The organism is Isoptericola sp. NPDC057559 (assembly GCF_042801555.1).
Taxonomy (GTDB): Bacteria; Actinomycetota; Actinomycetes; order Actinomycetales; family Cellulomonadaceae; genus Isoptericola.
On sequence record NZ_JBHVFQ010000018.1, the window covers coordinates 43,573 to 59,752 of the forward strand.

15 protein-coding genes are annotated in these 16,180 nt (G+C 74.3%); 8 read left to right on the plus strand and 7 right to left on the minus strand.

The genetic code is table 11. The features are described 5' to 3' along the window. The first annotated feature begins 7 nt into the window (after window positions 1-7). Window positions 8-1,111, plus strand: a complete 1,104-nt coding sequence (locus ACFU5J_RS15900; protein WP_430579368.1) for a polyprenyl synthetase family protein — start codon at window positions 8-10, stop codon at window positions 1,109-1,111. 40 nt (window positions 1,112-1,151) lie between these two features. Here the strand turns inward: ACFU5J_RS15900 and ACFU5J_RS15905 are convergent, their stop codons facing one another. After that, a complete protein-coding gene (locus tag ACFU5J_RS15905; RefSeq protein WP_430575964.1) occupies window positions 1,152-1,565 on the minus strand; it encodes an Rv2175c family DNA-binding protein in 414 nt (137 codons plus the stop codon). A 48-nt stretch (window positions 1,566-1,613) separates the two neighbouring features. Between ACFU5J_RS15905 and pknB the strand changes: the two genes are divergently transcribed. After that, entirely contained in the window at window positions 1,614-3,611 is a 1,998-nt protein-coding gene (gene pknB / locus ACFU5J_RS15910) for a Stk1 family PASTA domain-containing Ser/Thr kinase (RefSeq protein ID WP_430575965.1), read from the plus strand. Between the two features lie 18 nt (window positions 3,612-3,629). Here the strand turns inward: pknB and ACFU5J_RS15915 are convergent, their stop codons facing one another. Both ACFU5J_RS15915 and ACFU5J_RS15920 read right to left on the minus strand, forming a co-directional pair. Continuing rightward, the gene (locus ACFU5J_RS15915) at window positions 3,630-4,994 is read right to left on the minus strand and encodes a class II 3-deoxy-7-phosphoheptulonate synthase (RefSeq protein ID WP_430579369.1); all 1,365 of its coding nucleotides are present in this window, start codon (window positions 4,992-4,994) and stop codon (window positions 3,630-3,632) included. A 37-nt stretch (window positions 4,995-5,031) separates the two neighbouring features. Further along, window positions 5,032-6,258, minus strand: a complete 1,227-nt coding sequence (locus tag ACFU5J_RS15920; protein ID WP_430579370.1) for a pyrophosphate--fructose-6-phosphate 1-phosphotransferase — start codon at window positions 6,256-6,258, stop codon at window positions 5,032-5,034. 169 nt (window positions 6,259-6,427) lie between these two features. Here ACFU5J_RS15920 and ACFU5J_RS15925 point away from each other — a divergent pair, with 169 nt between their 5' ends. Further along, window positions 6,428-6,961, plus strand: a complete 534-nt coding sequence (locus ACFU5J_RS15925; RefSeq protein WP_430579371.1) for a GNAT family N-acetyltransferase — start codon at window positions 6,428-6,430, stop codon at window positions 6,959-6,961. A gap of 34 nt (window positions 6,962-6,995) precedes the next feature. Here ACFU5J_RS15925 and ACFU5J_RS15930 read toward each other — a convergent pair whose 3' ends face one another. Further along, complete coding sequence (locus tag ACFU5J_RS15930; RefSeq protein WP_430579372.1) at window positions 6,996-7,745, minus strand: lysophospholipid acyltransferase family protein; 750 nt, start codon at window positions 7,743-7,745, stop codon at window positions 6,996-6,998. A 117-nt stretch (window positions 7,746-7,862) separates the two neighbouring features. Between ACFU5J_RS15930 and ACFU5J_RS15935 the strand changes: the two genes are divergently transcribed. Further along, window positions 7,863-8,405: a hypothetical protein gene (locus ACFU5J_RS15935; protein WP_430579373.1), complete on the plus strand. Its 543-nt coding sequence runs from the start codon at window positions 7,863-7,865 to the stop codon at window positions 8,403-8,405. An 81-nt stretch (window positions 8,406-8,486) separates the two neighbouring features. Here ACFU5J_RS15935 and ACFU5J_RS15940 read toward each other — a convergent pair whose 3' ends face one another. Next, window positions 8,487-9,431, minus strand: coding sequence for an ROK family glucokinase (locus tag ACFU5J_RS15940; RefSeq protein ID WP_430575971.1), 945 nt, complete (start codon window positions 9,429-9,431; stop codon window positions 8,487-8,489). 233 nt (window positions 9,432-9,664) lie between these two features. Between ACFU5J_RS15940 and ACFU5J_RS15945 the strand changes: the two genes are divergently transcribed. The 3 genes from ACFU5J_RS15945 to ACFU5J_RS15955 all read left to right on the plus strand — a co-directional run bounded on the left by ACFU5J_RS15945 (window position 9,665) and on the right by ACFU5J_RS15955 (window position 13,618). Continuing rightward, a complete protein-coding gene (locus ACFU5J_RS15945; protein ID WP_430579374.1) occupies window positions 9,665-11,476 on the plus strand; it encodes an AMP-dependent synthetase/ligase in 1,812 nt (603 codons plus the stop codon). Between the two features lie 109 nt (window positions 11,477-11,585). After that, the gene (locus tag ACFU5J_RS15950; protein WP_430579375.1) at window positions 11,586-13,343 is read left to right on the plus strand and encodes a DEDD exonuclease domain-containing protein; all 1,758 of its coding nucleotides are present in this window, start codon (window positions 11,586-11,588) and stop codon (window positions 13,341-13,343) included. Further along, entirely contained in the window at window positions 13,337-13,618 is a 282-nt protein-coding gene (locus tag ACFU5J_RS15955) for an Lrp/AsnC family transcriptional regulator (RefSeq protein ID WP_430575974.1), read from the plus strand. The genes ACFU5J_RS15950 and ACFU5J_RS15955 overlap by 7 nt, the downstream gene beginning before the upstream one ends. Window positions 13,619-13,654: 36 nt before the next feature. Here the strand turns inward: ACFU5J_RS15955 and trpD are convergent, their stop codons facing one another. Both trpD and ACFU5J_RS15965 read right to left on the minus strand, forming a co-directional pair. After that, entirely contained in the window at window positions 13,655-14,722 is a 1,068-nt protein-coding gene (gene trpD / locus ACFU5J_RS15960) for an anthranilate phosphoribosyltransferase (RefSeq protein ID WP_430579376.1), read from the minus strand. A gap of 58 nt (window positions 14,723-14,780) precedes the next feature. Next, window positions 14,781-15,218, minus strand: coding sequence for a hypothetical protein (locus ACFU5J_RS15965; RefSeq protein WP_430575976.1), 438 nt, complete (start codon window positions 15,216-15,218; stop codon window positions 14,781-14,783). A gap of 264 nt (window positions 15,219-15,482) precedes the next feature. Between ACFU5J_RS15965 and ACFU5J_RS15970 the strand changes: the two genes are divergently transcribed. Next, complete coding sequence (locus ACFU5J_RS15970; protein WP_380323495.1) at window positions 15,483-16,136, plus strand: aa3-type cytochrome oxidase subunit III; 654 nt, start codon at window positions 15,483-15,485, stop codon at window positions 16,134-16,136. Window positions 16,137-16,180: the final 44 nt, after the last annotated feature.

Sequence of the window (16,180 nt, forward strand, 5' to 3'; positions counted from 1 at the left end):
TGGCCGCATGCCCACCGCACCGTCCCTGGTCGACCTCGAGAACCTCCGCCACGACGTCGACGCCCAGGTCGAGCGGCACCTCGCCGACCTGGCGCAGGAGGTGGCCGCGATCGGTGCCCCCGCCGCCGCGCTCACGGACCAGGCCGCCGTCCTGCTCCGCGGGGGCAAGCGGCTGCGCGCGGCGTTCTGCTACTGGTCGTTCCGGGCCCACGGCGGCCCCGCCGACGGTCCCGAGCGCGACGCCGTCGTCCGCGTCGGTGCGGCCCTGGAGCTGTTCCAGGCCGCGGCGCTGCTGCACGACGACGTCATGGACGCCTCCGACACGCGCCGCGGCGAGCCCACCGCGCACCGCGCGTTCGAGGCCCGGCACTCCGGGTCCGGCTGGTCGGGCTCGGCGGAGCGCTTCGGGACGGCGGCCGCGATCCTGCTGGGCGACCTGTGCCTGGTCGCGTGCCAGCGCGAGATCGCCGCGGCGTCGGTCGCCCTCCCCGGCCGCGCCGCCGACGCCCGGGACCTGTTCGACGCCATGCAGACCGAGGTGGTCGTCGGCCAGTACCTCGACGTGCTGGTGCAGGCGGAGCCGTGGGGGCTCGACCCGGCGGCGGACGAGGAGCGCGCGCGGGCGGTCCTGCGCGCCAAGTCCGCCCGCTACTCGGTGGAGCGCCCGCTCGTGCTGGGCGCCGTCCTGGCCGGCGCCGCGCCCGCCCGCGTCGACGCGGTCTCCGCGGCGGGCCTGCCGCTCGGGGAGGCGTTCCAGCTCCGCGACGACGTGCTCGGCGTCTTCGGCGACCCGTCGGTCACGGGCAAGCCCGCCGGCGACGACCTGCGCGAGGGCAAGCGCACCGTCCTCGTGGCCCGCACCATGGCCGCCGCGAGCCCCGCCGACCGCGACCTCGTCGTCGCCCGGCTCGGCGACCCCGACCTCGACGTCGCGGCGGTCGAGCGGCTGCGCGGGGTGATCGCGGGCTCCGGCGCGCTCGACGGGGTCGAGACGCTCATCGGGACGCTCGCGGACGTCGGCCTCGCCGGCCTCGCCGCGGCGGACCTCGCGGAGCCGGGGCGCACGGTGCTGCTGGACCTGGCGCGTGCCGCGGTGGACCGCGCGGCCTGAGCCGGGCGCACGGTCCTCCGCGGACTCCGTCAGCGAGCGGTCAGAGCAGGGCCTGCGCGACCCGCCGCACCTCGGCGCGGCGGCCGGCCCGCAGCTCGGCGATCGGCGCGTTCCCGATCGACGGCTCGGTCTCGAACAGCCAGCGCAGGATGGCCGGGTCGTCGAGCCCCACGTCCGAGAGCACGAGGACCGTGCCGCGCAGCGTGGGCAGCACGTGCGGCACGTCGCCGTCGGTGACGAGGAAGACGGCGGGCACCTGGAAGGTGTTCCGCTCGCCGCGCTTGACTCCCACCAGCGTCCGCTCGGCGACCAGCCCCCGCACCTTGCTCACCGGGGTGCCGAGCACCTCGGCGACGTCGGGGAGGGTCAGCCACTCGTCCACGAGGGACTCGAGCGCGGCGCGGTCGTCGGTGGCGCCGTCGGGGACGGGCGCGGGGGATGCGGTGTCGTTCACCCGGCAAGCCTACGGGCCCGCCGATCGGGCCGCCCCTACACTCGTCGCGTGGCCATCGCGACGACCGACCCGATGCTCGGCCGCCTGGTCGACGGGCGGTACGAGATCGTCGCGCGCGTCGCGCGCGGGGGCATGGCCACGGTCTACCGGGCCACCGACCGCCGCCTCGACCGCGAGGTCGCGATCAAGGTCATGCACCCGCACCTGGCCGACGGCGTGGACGGCGCCGCGTTCGTGTCCCGGTTCCGCCGCGAGGCGCGCGCGGCCGCCCGTCTCACCCACCCGGGCGTCGTCGCCGTCTACGACCAGGGCGTCGACGGGGACACCAGCTACCTGGCGATGGAGTACGTGCCCGGCACCAACCTGCGGCGCGAGCTGCACGACGCCGGCGCGCTCACCCTCGGCCGCACCCTCGACGTCGTCGCGCAGGTGCTCGCGGCGCTGGCCGCGGCCCACCGCAAGGGCCTGGTGCACCGGGACGTCAAGCCGGAGAACGTGCTCGTCGTGGGGGACGGCGACGGCCCCACCGGCGAGGGCCGGGTGAAGGTCGCCGACTTCGGCCTGGCGCGGGCCGTCACCGAGGTCACGACCACCACGACGGGCACCGTGCTCGGGACCGTGGCCTACCTCGCCCCGGAGGTCATCACCAGCGGCCGCTGCGACGCCCGCACGGACGTGTACGCCGTCGGCGTGCTCGCCTACGAGCTCGCGACCGGCGCCCTTCCCTACCCCGGCGAGACGCCGATCCAGGTCGCCTTCCACCACGTGCACGAGGACCACCCGGCGCCCTCGGAGCGCGTCGACTGGCTCCCCGAGGAGCTCGACGCGCTCGTCGCGTCGTTCACGGCCCGCGACCCGCAGCGCCGGCCCGCCGACGCGGGCGCCGCCCTCGAGGCGGTCGAGGCCCTGCGTGCGTCGCTCGACCCCGAGCTGCTCGACCGCCGCGCGGAGGCACCCGCCGAGGACGCCCCGGGCACCTCCGACGACGCCGCGGACGACGCCGACGGCGACGAGGGCGACGAGGGTGCGGGGGCCACCGACGCCGTGGACCAGATCCCCACGGCGTTCTTCCAGGAGGTGTCCGCGACCGCACCCTCCCAGCCCACCGCCCGGCTCGTCGAGCAGCCCACCGAGGCGTACCGACGGCCCTCCCGGCGCCGGCGCGCGGTCGCCTGGTCGCTCGCCCTCGTGCTGCTGCTCGGCGGGGGCGGCCTGGGCACCTGGTGGTGGTTCGCCGACGGCCCGGGCGCCTGGACCTCGGTGCCCTCCGGCGTGGCCGGCGCGTCCGCCGACGACGTGCGTGCCGCCCTCGAGCAGGCCGGTCTCGACACCACGACCAGCCGCGCGTTCGACGACGAGGTCCCCGTCGGCGCGGTCGTCACCACCGTCCCCGCGCCGGGCGAGAGGGTCCGCCACGACGGCTCGGTGGAGCTGGTGCTCTCGCGGGGAGTCCGGATGCTCACGGTGCCCCACGACCTCGTGGGCGCGGACCGCAAGGACGCGACCGCCGCGCTGGAGCGCGCGGGCTTCACCGTCGGGTCGCCCACGAGAGCGTACGACGACGAGGCCGACCGCGGCACCGTCCTCGACGTCTCGGCGGGCGAGGGCACCCGCCAGCGGCACGACACCCCCGTGACGCTCACCCTCTCCGACGGCCCCGCGCCGGTGCAGGTGCCGCAGGAGGTGGGCAAGGAGAAGGACGCCGCCGTCGCCGACCTCGAGGGCCTCGGGCTCGTGGTGAAGCTGGCCGACCCGAAGTACTCCGAGGACGTCCCGAAGGGCCACGTCGTGGCGCAGGACCCGGAGCAGGGCGCCGCGGCGCACCGCACGGACACGGTCACCCTGACGATCTCCCAGGGCCCGCCGCTGGTCGAGGTGCCGAACGTCGTCGGCAAGCGCACCGGGCCGGCCCGCGAGGCGCTCGAGAAGGCCGGCCTCAAGGTCAAGGAGAACGCCTACCTGGGCGGCCTGCTCGACACGGTCCGCTTCCAGGACACCACCGGCAAGGCCCCGAAGGGCAGCACGGTCACGCTGACGGTCTGGTAGCCGCCCGGCTCACCGGGCTCACCAGCTGGTGAGCATCTCCGCGACGCGGAACGCCATCTCGAGCGACTGCTGGTGGTTGAGGCGCGGGTCGACCAGGGTCTCGTACCGCAGCGCCAGGCCCGCGTCGTCGATCTCCTCGCTGCCGCCCAGCACCTCGGTGACGTCGTCGCCGGTGAGCTCCATGTGCAGGCCGCCGGGCACGGTGCCGAGGGCGCGGTGCACCTCGAAGAAGCCGGTCACCTCGTCCAGGACGTCGGAGAACCGACGCGTCTTGTAGCCGCTCTCCGACGTGATCGTGTTGCCGTGCATCGGGTCGGTCACCCAGGTGACGGCCACGCCCGCCGCGGTGACCTTCTCGACCACCCCGGGGAGCACGTCCCGGACCTTGCCGGCCCCCATGCGGGTGACGAACGTCAGGCGGCCCGGGGCGTTGCGCGGGTTGAGCCGCGCCGCCAGGGCGAGCGCATCGTCCGCCGACGTCGTCGGGCCGAGCTTCACCCCGATGGGGTTGGCGACCCGCGACAGGAACTCGACGTGCGCGCCGTCCAGCTGGCGCGTCCGCTCGCCGATCCACAGGAAGTGGGCCGACGTCGCGTACGCCTCGCCGGTCCGGGAGTCGACGCGGGTGAGGGCCCGCTCGTAGTCGAGGATGAGCGCCTCGTGGCTGAGGTAGAACTCCACCGAGCGCAGGGCGTCGAAGTCGGCGCCGCAGGCCTCCATGAAGCGGATCGCCCGGTCGATCTCGGCGGCCGTGCGCTCGTAGCGCGAGTACGCGGGGTTGCGCATGAACCCGCGGTTCCATTCGTGCACGCGCCGCAGGTCGGCGTGACCGCCCTGCGTGAAGGCGCGCACGACGTTCGCCGTCGCCGACGAGATCCGGTAGGCCTGCTCGAGGCGCACCGGGTCGGGCGTGCGGGAGCCCGGCGTGAACTCGTGCCCGTTGACCATGTCGCCGCGGTACGCGGGCAGCGTGACGCCGTCGCGCGTCTCCAGGTCCGACGACCGCGGCTTGGCGTACTGCCCCGCCAGCCGGCCCATCTTCACCACCGGCGTGCTCGCGCCGTGGGTGAGCACCACCGCCATCTGCAGGATGGTGCGGATCTTGTTGCGGATCCGGGTCGCGTTCGCGTCGGCGAACGTCTCGGCGCAGTCCCCGCCCTGCAGGAGGAACGCCTCGCCCCGGCCCGCCGAGGCGAGGCGCTCCGTGAGCTGCCTCGCCTCGGCCGGCACCACCAGGGGTGCCGCCTGCGAGAGCCTGCCCGCCACCGCCGCGAGCGCGTCGGCGTCCGGCCACGTGGGCTGCTGGCGCGCCTCGAGGCTCCGGAACCTGTCCAGGCCCTCGGGGTCGCTCCCGGGCGCCACGGTGTCGACGGCGGTGGTCATGCGGGCTGCTCCTGCCGGTGGCTGCGGGGTGGGTACGTCAGTGCGCGGCGGGCTTCGCGGGGACCAGCGGCTGGCCGATGCCCGCGAGGATCTCGCCGAACCACGGCTGCGAGACGTCGAACGCCTTGCCGCCGGCGATGCGGGGGAACGCGATCGCCTTGAGGCGGTCGCCGTCCTCCTCGTCGTGCCCGATGACGCCGGCCTCGCCGCGCAGCGCGCACTCGACGGCCAGGTCGGTCATGGACTTGATGAGGCGCAGGTCCTCGGCGTTCGCGGCCGCGGCGCGCGAGTAGTAGCCCGACTTCTGCACCATGACCTTCTCGGCGCCCAGCTTCTCCGCGAACTGCTTGGCGAACCACTGGCCCGGGTTGATCGTGTCGAGCTTGACGTGCCCGAACGGGTCGCGCGGCACCTCCTCGCCGGCGGCCTCGAGCTGCTGGACGATCTCGTTCATCCCCGCGCCCTCGGACAGGAAGATGTTGACGTTGCCGATCTCGTCCATGACGGCGCGCAGGCGGGCGGCCTCGGCGTCGATGTCGATCTCCAGCTCGGGCAGGAAGACGGCGTGCACGTCCCAGCGCTCACGCGTGAGTCCGAGGGCGGGCGCCCACTCCTGCGTGTCGAGCCACTTGCGGTACTCCTGCGCGGCGGCCGCGGTGAGCCAGCCGCAGTGGCGGCCCATGACCTCGTGCACGATGAGCATGCGCGGGCCGGAGCGGTGCTCGCCGATGACGTTCGCGGCGAAGCCGGCGGCCTCCTCGGCCGCCGTCCAGGCGCCGAGCGACTGCTTGATCGGCACCACGTCGTTGTCGATCGTCTTGGGCAGGCCCACGACGGTGAGCTCGTACCCGTTGTCGTGGAGGTACGCGGCGAGGTCCGCGGCCGTGGTGTTCGTGTCGTCGCCACCGATGGTGTGCAGCACGTCCACGCCGTCGGCCTTGAGCTGCTCGGCCGCGACCTCCAGCGGGTTCTGCCCCTCCTGGACGAGGCCGCGCTTGACGCAGTCCGCGGCGTTGGTGAGCTTCACGCGGGAGTTGCCGATGGGCGAGCCGCCGAAGCGGTGCAGGATGCCGGCCTGCTTGCGGCCCTCCTCGTCGACCACGATCTTCGTGCCCGTGAGGAGGCCGTGGTAGCCGTACTGGTAGGCGATGATCTCGATCGACGGGTCGAGCTCCGTGTAACGCTCGATGAGGCCGCCGACGGCGGAGGACAGGCAGGGCGCGAAGCCGCCGGCGGTCAGGAGAGCCACGCGACGAACCGACATGACAGGGGCTACCTCTCGGTGGGGGACGGGATCACTCCCATCCTAGGAGCACCGCCCGGGACCCGGTCCCGCCGTCCGCCGGGCGAGCCGGGCGCGCGCCCGGCGCCCCTCGCGTGAGATGATGTCGGCCGAGCCTCCCCCGCCGTCCGGCGCCGGGAGGCTCTTGCGTATGACGACCTCACGCGCTCCCCTCCCCCGCCCCCGCACCCGTCCCGCGACCGTCGACGACCGCGACGTCCTCGAACGGCTGTGGGCGCTCTTCCGTCACGACCTCTCGGGGGTCACCGGCGAGCTGCCGGGGCCCGACGGCCGGTTCCGCGACGAGCGGCTGCGCGCGGCCCTCGACGGCCTCGACCGCCACGACGGCGCCGGCTGGGCGGCGCACCTCGCGACCGTCGACGACCGTCCGGTGGCGTTCGCCCTGGTCCGCGGCCTCGACGGCCCGGTGCGGGTGCTGTCGGCGTTCTTCGTGGTGCGGGCGGCCCGGCGGCACGGCGTCGGGCGCGACGTCGCCGCCGCGGTGCTCCGGGCAGTGCCCGGCCCGTGGGAGATCGCGTACCAGGACGCCAACGCGCCCGCCGCGGCCTTCTGGCCGCGGGTCGCGACCGAGGTCGCGGGCGAGCGCTGGGTGCTCGAGCACCGCGCGGTACCGGGCCGGCCGGACCTGCCGCCCGACGCGTGGGTCCGGCTCGCCGTGTCGTGAGCCCGTCGTGCCGGCCCCGCGGGACGCGCTGGCCTCAGGAGGTGGAGGACGGCCCCTCGGAAGGGTCCTGCGGGGACGCGGGGTCCTGGTCCGGCTGCTGGGCCGCCGCCGCGAGCCGGGCCTTCATGGTGGCCGCGTAGACGTCCACGTACTCCTGGTCCGACAGCCGCAGGATGGCGTACATGATCTCGTCGGTCACCGACCGCAGCACGAACCGGTCGTTCTCCATCCCGCGGTAGCGGCTGAAGTCGAGCGGCTCCCCGATGACGATGCCGATGGACATCGGCCTCGGGATCGCCCGGCCCAGCGGCTGCGCGACGTCGGTCCCGACCATCGCGACCGGGATCACGGGGGCGCCGGACTCCAGCGCCAGGCGGGCGACGCCGGTCTTGCCGCGGTACAGGCGGCCGTCGGGGCTGCGCGTGCCCTCGGGGTAGATGCCGAACAGGTCGCCCTCGTCGAGCACGCGCAGCCCGGTGCGCAGGGCGGCCTCGCTGGCCTTGCCGCCCGACCGGTCCACGGGGATCGTGCCGACCCCGCGCATGAACCCCGCCACCATCCGGCCGCGGACGCCGCCGCCGGTGAAGTAGTCGGACTTGCCCAGGAACTGGACCTGGCGGTCCAGCACGAGCGGCAGCACGAACGAGTCGATGACGGCGAGGTGGTTGCTCGCCAGGATCGCCGGGCCCGACGACGGGATGTTCTCGACGCCCTTCGTCCAGGGGCGGAACGCCAGCCGGAGCCACGGCCCCACCACCACGTTCTTCATCACCCAGTAGAACAACTGTCCTCCTCGCCCAGTGCCGGCAGCGCCCCGTCAGCGGACCGCCTGCGACGGGCCGTGGCGCCGGCGGGCGTCGCCACCGACACGAAGCATCGCCCACGACAATAGAGTGAACCCATGCCCGCACCGAACCCGGACGCCGAACCGGACCTGCCGGACGACGACCTGCCCGACGACGCCGTCGAGGCCCGCTGGGCCGACATCGTCGCGCAGCTGGGCGACCTCGGCGACGACGCCGACGCGAGGACCGCGGACGGCACGAGCACCACGGCGTCCGAGGCGACCCCGCCACGCGACACCGAGTCTCCGTCCGAGACCGACGAGGGACCCGTCCGCACCACCGGGAACGGCCCGCGCGACTGGCCCCTCACGCCGGAGGTCGAGGCGCTCGAGGAGACGGAGTCTCATTTTGTGCCGCCGGAGCCGGAGCCGGTGCTCTCGCGCGACCCGCTGCTGACCCTGGCGTGGACCCTCGTGCTCGCCGTCCCGGTGCTGGTGGTCGTGGGGGTCGTCGTGCGCGCCGCCGTGCCGACGCTCCGCATCCCCACCTGGTCGGGACCCGTCGCGGGCGTGCTCTTCCTGGTCGCCCTGGGGATCCTGCTCTGGCGCATGCCGCACCGGCGCGACCCGGAGGACCACGACACGGGCGCCGTCGTCTGAGGCGCCCGGCCGCACGAGGCGGTGCACGACCTCGGCGGCGAGGACGGAGGGGCCGGCAGCAGGAGCCGCCGGCCCGGTCCGTCAGCGGCGAGCCAGGTCCGCGGCGCCGATGATGCCCGCCTCGTTGCCGTGCTCGGCCAGCTCGATCTGCGCCACCGGACGGTGGCCGAGGGCGGAGAGCTGCGCCTCGTAGGCCTTGCGCACGGGCAGGAGCAGCAGGTCGCCGGCCGCGCCGACGCCGCCGCCGATGACGATCAGCTCCGGGTCCAGCAGGGCGGCCACGGACGCCGACCCCTCGCCGATCCACCGGCCGAGCGTCGCCAGCAGCTCGGTCGCGAGCTCGTCGCCCTCCTGGGCGGCCTGCGTCACCTGCGGCCCCTCGATCGCGGCGGCGTCGCCACCGGCGAGCTCCACGAGCCGGGCCGCACGGGCCGGCTGGGCGACGGCGGCCTGCCGGGCGTCGCGCACCAGGGCCGAGCCGGAGGCGTACTGCTCCCAGCAGCCTTCGTGGCCGCAGCCGCAGTAGTGGCCGCCGGGGACGACGCGCATGTGCCCGACCTCGGCCGCCACGCCCCACTTGCCGCGCACCAGCTCGCGGTCCACGACGATCGCGCCGCCGAGGCCGGTGCCGACCGTGAGCATGAGCATGTCGGTCGCGTCGCGCGCGGCGCCGAACCGGAACTCCGCCCAGCCGGCGGCGTTCGCGTCGTTCTCCACGACCACCGGCACGTCCAGGTCGAGCAGCCCTTCGATGCGCTCCGCGAGGGGGTACTCGCGCCACGCGATGTTGGGCGCGAACTGCACCGACCGGCGGTCCGGGCTGACGAAGCCGGCCGCCGCGAGGCCGATCGCGCCGACCTCGTGCTCCTTGGCCAGCTCGGCGCAGGCGTCGGCGATGGCGCGGTCGATGCCCGCGACGTCGTCGGCGACCGTCTCGCGCCGCACCTTCGCGAGGATCGTGCCCGCCTCGTCCACCACACCCACGGCAATCTTGGTGCCGCCGATGTCGACTCCGATGGCGTGCATGCAGGAACCTCACGTTCATGTGTCGGGACGCCGCGTCCGCACGGCGTGTCACCCGGTCGGCGAGCGGCACGGGGGCGCGCGGTGCGCGCAGGGTCCAGACTAGCCACCACCGCCGCGAGGGTGCGACGCCCGTCCGTCACCAAACCGTGTCCTGGACCACTCGTGAGACCCGGTATCGTGACCGCCTGGGAACGAACCCCTGGCAATGCATCAGCATGGACGATGGAGTCAGCATGGACGAGATCACCATTCCGCAGGCGGTCGAGCTGCCTGCCACGTCGAACCTCAACGACCTCCTCGCCACCCGCGTGGCGAACGACCCGCGCGCCACGCTCGCCGAACGCCCGTCCGGCGACGGCTGGGAGCAGGTCTCGGCCGCGCAGTTCGACGCCGAGGTGGTGGCCGTCGCCAAGGGGCTCGTCGCGAAGGGCGTGCAGCCCGGCGACCCCGTCGGGATCATGTCGCACACCCGTTACGAGTGGACGCTCCTCGACTTCGCCGCCTGGGCCGCCGGCGCGGTGCCCGTGCCGATCTACGAGACGTCGTCCGCCGAGCAGGTCGAGTGGATCCTCACCGACTCGGCCATCACCGTGCTCGTCGTCGAGGACTCCGGCCTCGCCGCCACCGTCGCCGAGGTCTCCGACCGCGCCCCCGCGCTGCGCGAGGTCCTCGAGATCGAGGACGGCGCGATCGCCGCCCTCACCGCCGCGGGCGCCGAGGTGCCCGACGAGGAGATCGCCCGTCGTCGCGCGATCGCGGACCTCGTCGACGTCGCGACGATCATCTACACCTCCGGCACCACCGGGACCCCCAAGGGTGCGGAGATCACCCACGGCAACCTCGCGCTGCTCGGCGTCAACGCCGTCGCCGCCGTCCCCGAGGTGTTCAAGGACGGCGGGCGCACGCTGCTGTTCCTGCCCCTCGCGCACGTCTTCGCCCGCTACATCGAGATCCTCGCGATCGCGAGCGGCACCGTGCTGGGCCACTGGGCGGACCTCAAGACCGTCACCGCCGGGCTGGGCGCGTTCCGCCCCACCTACATCCTCGCCGTGCCGCGCGTCTTCGAGAAGGTCTACAACGCGGCGGAGCAGAGCGCCGCGGCGGGCGGCAAGCTCAAGATCTTCCACTGGGCGGCCGCCACCGGCATCGCGTACTCGCGGGCCCTCGACACCCCGTCCGGCCCGTCGCTGTGGCTGCGCCTGCAGCACAAGGTCGCCGACACCCTGGTGTTCTCCAAGCTGCGCGCCGTGCTCGGCGGGCAGGCCCAGTACGCCGTCTCCGGCGGCGGACCGCTCGGGGAGCGGCTCGGCCACTTCTTCCGCGGCCTGGGCGTCACCATCCTCGAGGGCTACGGCCTCACCGAGACCACCGCGCCCACCAGCGTGAACCGCCCCGACGCCATCAAGATCGGGTCCGTCGGGCCCCAGCTGCCCGGCTGCGGCGTGCGCATCGCCCCCGACGGCGAGGTGCTGCTGCGCGGCATCCAGGTCTTCCGGGGCTACCACAACAACCCCGAGGCGACCGCCGAGGCGTTCGACGACGGCTGGTTCCGCAGCGGCGACCTGGGCGTCCTCGACGACGACGGGTTCCTCACCATCACGGGCCGCAAGAAGGAGATCATCGTGACGGCGGGCGGCAAGAACGTCGCCCCCGCGCTCCTCGAGGACCGGATCCGCGCCCACGCCCTGGTGAGCCAGTGCGTCGTGGTCGGCGACAACCGGCCGTTCATCGCCGCGCTCGTCACCCTCGACGCCGAGGGCCTGCCCGGCTGGCTGAAGATGCACGGCAAGCCGGAGATGACGCCCGAGCAGGCCTCGACGGACCCCGACGTGCTCGCCGCCCTGGACGCCGCGGTGACCCGCGCCAACCAGGCCGTGTCGAAGGCGGAGTCCATCCGCAAGTTCGCGGTGCTGCCGGGCGACCTCACGGTCGAGAACGGGTACCTCACCCCCAAGCAGAGCGTGCGCCGGCACGTGTTCGTCAAGGACTTCGCCACGGAGATCGACAACCTGTACGTCGACACCCGCCAGAAGTCCGCGAGCTGACCCGGACCCACCTCGGCACCGGGCGTGCCGGCCCGGTCCTCACGGCGGCGCCCTGAGGACCGGGCGGGCACGCCCGGTGCGTGTCGGTGGGTCTCGCTACGTTCCCGACATGCCGAGCACCACCCCGCCCGCGGCGAGCCCGACCCCGCTGCAGCCGTCCTTCGAGGACCTCGGCACGCCGCTGAGCGACGTCACCTTCGTCGTGGTCGACCTCGAGACCACCGGGGGCCGGGCCGCCGACGGAGGCATCACCGAGATCGGCGCGGTGAAGGTGCGGGCGGGCGAGGTCCTCGGCGAGCTGCAGTCGCTCGTCAACCCGGGCCACCCGGTCCCGGCGTTCGTCGCCCGGCTCACGGGGATCACGACCTCGATGGTCGCCACCGCTCCCCCGATCGACCTCGTCCTGCCGAGCTTCCTGGAGTTCGCCCGCGACGCCGTGCTCGTGGCGCACAACGCGCCCTTCGACGTCGGGTTCCTGCGGGCCGCGTGCGACCGGCTGGGCTACGACTGGCCCGGGTTCCGCGTGGTCGACACCGTGCCGCTCGCGCGGCGGGTCGTCACGCGCGACGAGGCGCCCAACCACAAGCTCTCCACGCTGGCCATGCTGTTCCGCGCCCGGGTGACGCCCGACCACCGCGCGCTCGCCGACGCCCGCGCGACCGTCGACGTGCTGCACGCGCTCCTGGAGCGCCTGGCGCCGCTGGGGATCACGCACCTGGAGGACCTCGCCACCGCCGCGGACCCCGTGCCGCCCGACGTGCGCCGCAAGCGCACGCTCGCCGACGGCCTGCCCGAAGCTCCGGGGGTGTACCTGTTCCGCGGGCCCGGCGACGAGGTGCTGTACGTCGGCACGTCCACCAACCTGCGCAAGCGGGTGCGGTCGTACTTCACGGCGGCCGAGAAGCGCGGCCGCATCACGGAGATGGTCCGCATCGCGCACGCGGTCACCCCGGTCGTGTGCGCGACGCCGCTGGAGGCCCAGGTGCGCGAGCTGCGCCTGATCACCGAGCACTCCCCCCGCTACAACCGCCGCTCCAAGCACCCCGAGCGCCAGACGTGGGTGCGGCTCACCGACGAGGCGTACCCACGCCTGTCGGTCGTGCGCGACGTCCGGGAGGGCGCCCCGCACATCGGCCCGTTCAGCTCCCGGCAGGCGGCCCAGGCGGCCGTGGACGCCCTGCACGACGCCCTTCCGCTGCGCCAGTGCACCGCCCGGCTGCCCCGCGTCGCGCGGACGCCGGGCAGCCCGTGCGCGCTCGCCGGGATGGGGCGCTGCTCCGCGCCGTGCACGGCCACCGGCACCGCCGACGCCGGCTACGACGCCGTGGTCGACGCGGCGCGCACGGCCCTCACCGGCGACCCGTCCGCCGTCGTCGACGCGCTCGCCGCCCGGGTGGCACGCCTCGCCGCCCAGGAACGCTTCGAGGAGGCCGGGCAGGTCACGCACCGGCTCCGGTCGTTCGTCCAGGGCGCCGCGCGGGCCCAGCGCCTCACCCCCGTCGCACGGTGCGCCGAGCTCGTCGCCGGCAGGCCGACGGCGGCGGGGGGCTGGGAGCTCGTCGTGGTCAAGCACGCCCGGCTGGCGGCCACGGCGGTGACGGGCCCCGACGAGGACCCGCTGCCCGTGGTCGACGCCCTGCGAGCGACGGCCGAGGACGTCGCCCCGCCCGTGGCGCCCGCGCCCGCGTGCCACCCGGAGGAGGCCGCCCTCGTGCTCGCCTGGCTCGAGTCGCCGGGGGTCCGCCTCGTGCACGTGAGCGAGCCGTGGTCGTGCCCGGCCCGGTCTGCCGCGGCCCACGTCGACCTCGGGGCCGTGTCGGCCAGCGTCGCGAAGCCGGCCGGCGTGGCTACGATGACCGCATGCTGACCGCCATCGTGCTCATCGACACCGAGGCCGACCAGATTCCCGAGGTGGCCGTCAAGGTCACGGATCTCAAGGGGGTCAGCGAGGTCTACTCCGTCACCGGCAAGGCCGACCTGGTCGCCATGGTGCGCGTGCGCGAGCACGAGGAGCTGGCCGACGTGATCGCCGACGGGATCAGCAAGGTCCCCGGCGTGGTGCGGACCGAGACCCTCATCGCGTTCCGCACCTATTCCCACGTGGACCTCGAGCAGGCGTTCGCCCTCGGCCTCGACGACTGAGCCTCGCGGCCGACCGGCGCGGCCGAGCCCGGGCCGTCAGTCCTGCGTCGCCGCGACCCAGCCGTCGAGCACGCGGACGGCGCCGCCCTCGTCGACGCTCCGGGCCGCCAGGCCCATCCCGGCCGCGAGCCGCTCGACGAGCGACCCCTCGCCGGTGCCCGGCAGGCTGCCGTCGGCCACGAGGCCCGCGGCGGCGTTGAGCAGCACCGTCTCGCGCACGGGTCCGCGGTCGCTCCCGTCGAGCACCCGGCGCGCCACTCCCGCGTTGTGGGGGGCGTCGCCGCCGCGCAGGTCGGCGACCTCGATGCGCTGCAGGCCGAGGTCCGCCGCGGCGTCGAGGCGGTGCTCGACGACGGTGCCGCCGCGCACCTCCCACACGGTCGCTCCCCCGGTGGCGGCGAGCTCGTCGAGCCCGTCGTCGCCACGGAACACGAGCGCGTCCGTCCCGCGGCCGGCGAACACGCCCGCCATGAGGGGCGCCATGCGCGCGTCGGCGCAGCCGACGGCGGTCGCACCCGGCTGCGCCGGGTTGGTGAGCGGGCCGAGGAAGTTGAACGCGGTGGCGATGCCCAGGTCGCGGCGCGCCACGCCCGCGTGCCGCATCGACGGGTGGAACAGCCCCGCGAAGCAGAAGGTGATCCCCACCTCGCCCGCCAGGGCCGCGACCCGCTCGGGCGCCTGGTCGAGACGGATCCCGAGGGCCTCGAGCACGTCCGCGGAGCCCGACGACGAGGACGCGGCCCGGTTGCCGTGCTTGACGACCCGGAGCCCGGCACCTGCGATGACGACGGCGGCCATCGTGGACACGTTGACGGTGTGGTGCCGGTCGCCGCCGGTGCCGACGATGTCGACCGTCCTCCCGGGCACCTCGATCCGCGTCGCGTGCTCGAGCATCGCGTCGGCGAGCCCGGTGAGCTCCGCCGCCGTCTCTCCCTTCGCACGCAGGCCGACGAGGAAGCCGGCGAGGCGGGTGGGCGGGACCTCGCCCGACATGACCTCGTCCATGGCCCACGCCGTCTCCGCGGCGGTCAGGTCGCGCCCGGCGACCAGCTCGGTGAGGATGCCGGGCCAGGTGGGGTCGGTGGCCGGGTCGGTGGATGCCACGAGGGTCCCTTCGGTTCGGAGCCGGGCACCCGGGGCAGGGCGTACGCCCCTCGGCGGGTCAGGCGGCTGCGGTCAGGAAGCCGGCCACGGTGCGTTGCAGCTCGATCGCGTCGAGCGGCCTCGGCACCACGGCGTCGGCGAGCGACCACGATGCTAGCCATCCGTCGTCCCGCCTGCCGGTGAGGACCACGACGGGCGGACACCGGTACACCTCGTTCTTGAGCTGGCGGCACAGCCCCATCCCGCCGGCCTTGTCCGCCTCGCCGTCGAGCACCAGCAGGTCCCACCCGCCACGGTCCGCGGCGGCGATCAGCGCGGCGGAGGTCGCGACCTCGGCCCAGGCGATCTCCGGGGCGTGCGCCCGCAGCCGGGGGCCGACGGCGGTCCGGACCTGCTCGCGCACCGTCCGGTCGTCGCTGTATAGCAGGACGCGCGGCCCGCGGGCGGGCGCGGCCGGCTCGAGGCTGGTCGGGTGTTCCGTCGTCTGATCCGTCATCGAGGCTCCCCTTCGTGGACGTGCGCGGCACCGGGCACGGACACGACGCCCGGGCCAGGCGCGCGGCTGCCGGACGTCGACGTTTGCTGGCATCGTGGCACACCCACGTCACCTCGGGCAGCCACCAAACGTGGTCTTTTACTGGCACTCTCCATCGATCCGTCACCTCGTAGGGGCAGAGTGGCGAGTTTCCGCAGATTCTGTGCGCATCGACTTCGCGCAGCGCCCACACGAGTGGCTCGAACCGGCCACATGTCGGCCATAATGGCTGACGTGTCGACCGCAACGGCTGCTGCCCCCCATGCCCACCAGCACGTGAGCGTCAACCGTCCGAACCCCGTGTCGGTCGGGACGATCGTCTGGCTCGCGAGCGAGCTCATGTTCTTCGCCGGCCTCTTCGCCATGTACTTCACCGTGCGCTCGGTGATGCCCGAGGCGGAGTGGGCCGCTCAGGCGGACAAGCTCAACATCACCTTCTCGACGATCAACACCACCGTGCTGGTGCTGTCGTCGGTCACCTGCCAGATGGGTGTGTGGGCCGCGGAGCGGTTCAAGCCGGTGCGCTCCGGCTCCATCTTCCAGGTGAACAAGTGGGGCATGCACGAGTGGATGACCCTCACCTACCTCATGGGCGCCTTCTTCATCGGCGGCCAGATCTTCGAGTACACCGAGCTGGTGCACGAGGGCCTGACCATCTCGTCCAGCCCGTACGGCTCGGTCTTCTACCTGACCACCGGCTTCCACGGCCTCCACGTGCTCGGCGGCCTCATCGCCTTCCTGTTCCTGCTCGGCCGATCGTTCGCCGCCCGGAACTTCGGCCACCACGAGGCCACGACCGCGATCGTCACGTCCTACTACTGGCACTTCGTCGACGTGGTGTGGATCGCCCTCTTCGCCGTCATCTACCTCCTGCGATGAACCCCCCGGCCGGCGTCGGAGCCGGCTCTGAACCTGCACCTTCG

Coding starts and splice junctions, on each gene's coding strand:
- ACFU5J_RS15970 (WP_380323495.1), top strand. CDS start 15,483: ATGGCTGACGTGTCGACCGCAACGGCTGCTGCCCCCCATGCCCACCAG.
- ACFU5J_RS15945 (WP_430579374.1), top strand. CDS start 9,665: ATGGACGAGATCACCATTCCGCAGGCGGTCGAGCTGCCTGCCACGTCG.
- ACFU5J_RS15925 (WP_430579371.1), top strand. CDS start 6,428: ATGACGACCTCACGCGCTCCCCTCCCCCGCCCCCGCACCCGTCCCGCG.
- ACFU5J_RS15950 (WP_430579375.1), top strand. CDS start 11,586: ATGCCGAGCACCACCCCGCCCGCGGCGAGCCCGACCCCGCTGCAGCCG.
- ACFU5J_RS15955 (WP_430575974.1), top strand. CDS start 13,337: ATGCTGACCGCCATCGTGCTCATCGACACCGAGGCCGACCAGATTCCC.
- ACFU5J_RS15920 (WP_430579370.1), bottom strand. CDS start 6,258: ATGTCGGTTCGTCGCGTGGCTCTCCTGACCGCCGGCGGCTTCGCGCCC.
- ACFU5J_RS15915 (WP_430579369.1), bottom strand. CDS start 4,994: ATGACCACCGCCGTCGACACCGTGGCGCCCGGGAGCGACCCCGAGGGC.
- ACFU5J_RS15965 (WP_430575976.1), bottom strand. CDS start 15,218: ATGACGGATCAGACGACGGAACACCCGACCAGCCTCGAGCCGGCCGCG.
- ACFU5J_RS15935 (WP_430579373.1), top strand. CDS start 7,863: ATGCCCGCACCGAACCCGGACGCCGAACCGGACCTGCCGGACGACGAC.
- ACFU5J_RS15940 (WP_430575971.1), bottom strand. CDS start 9,431: ATGCACGCCATCGGAGTCGACATCGGCGGCACCAAGATTGCCGTGGGT.
- ACFU5J_RS15900 (WP_430579368.1), top strand. CDS start 8: ATGCCCACCGCACCGTCCCTGGTCGACCTCGAGAACCTCCGCCACGAC.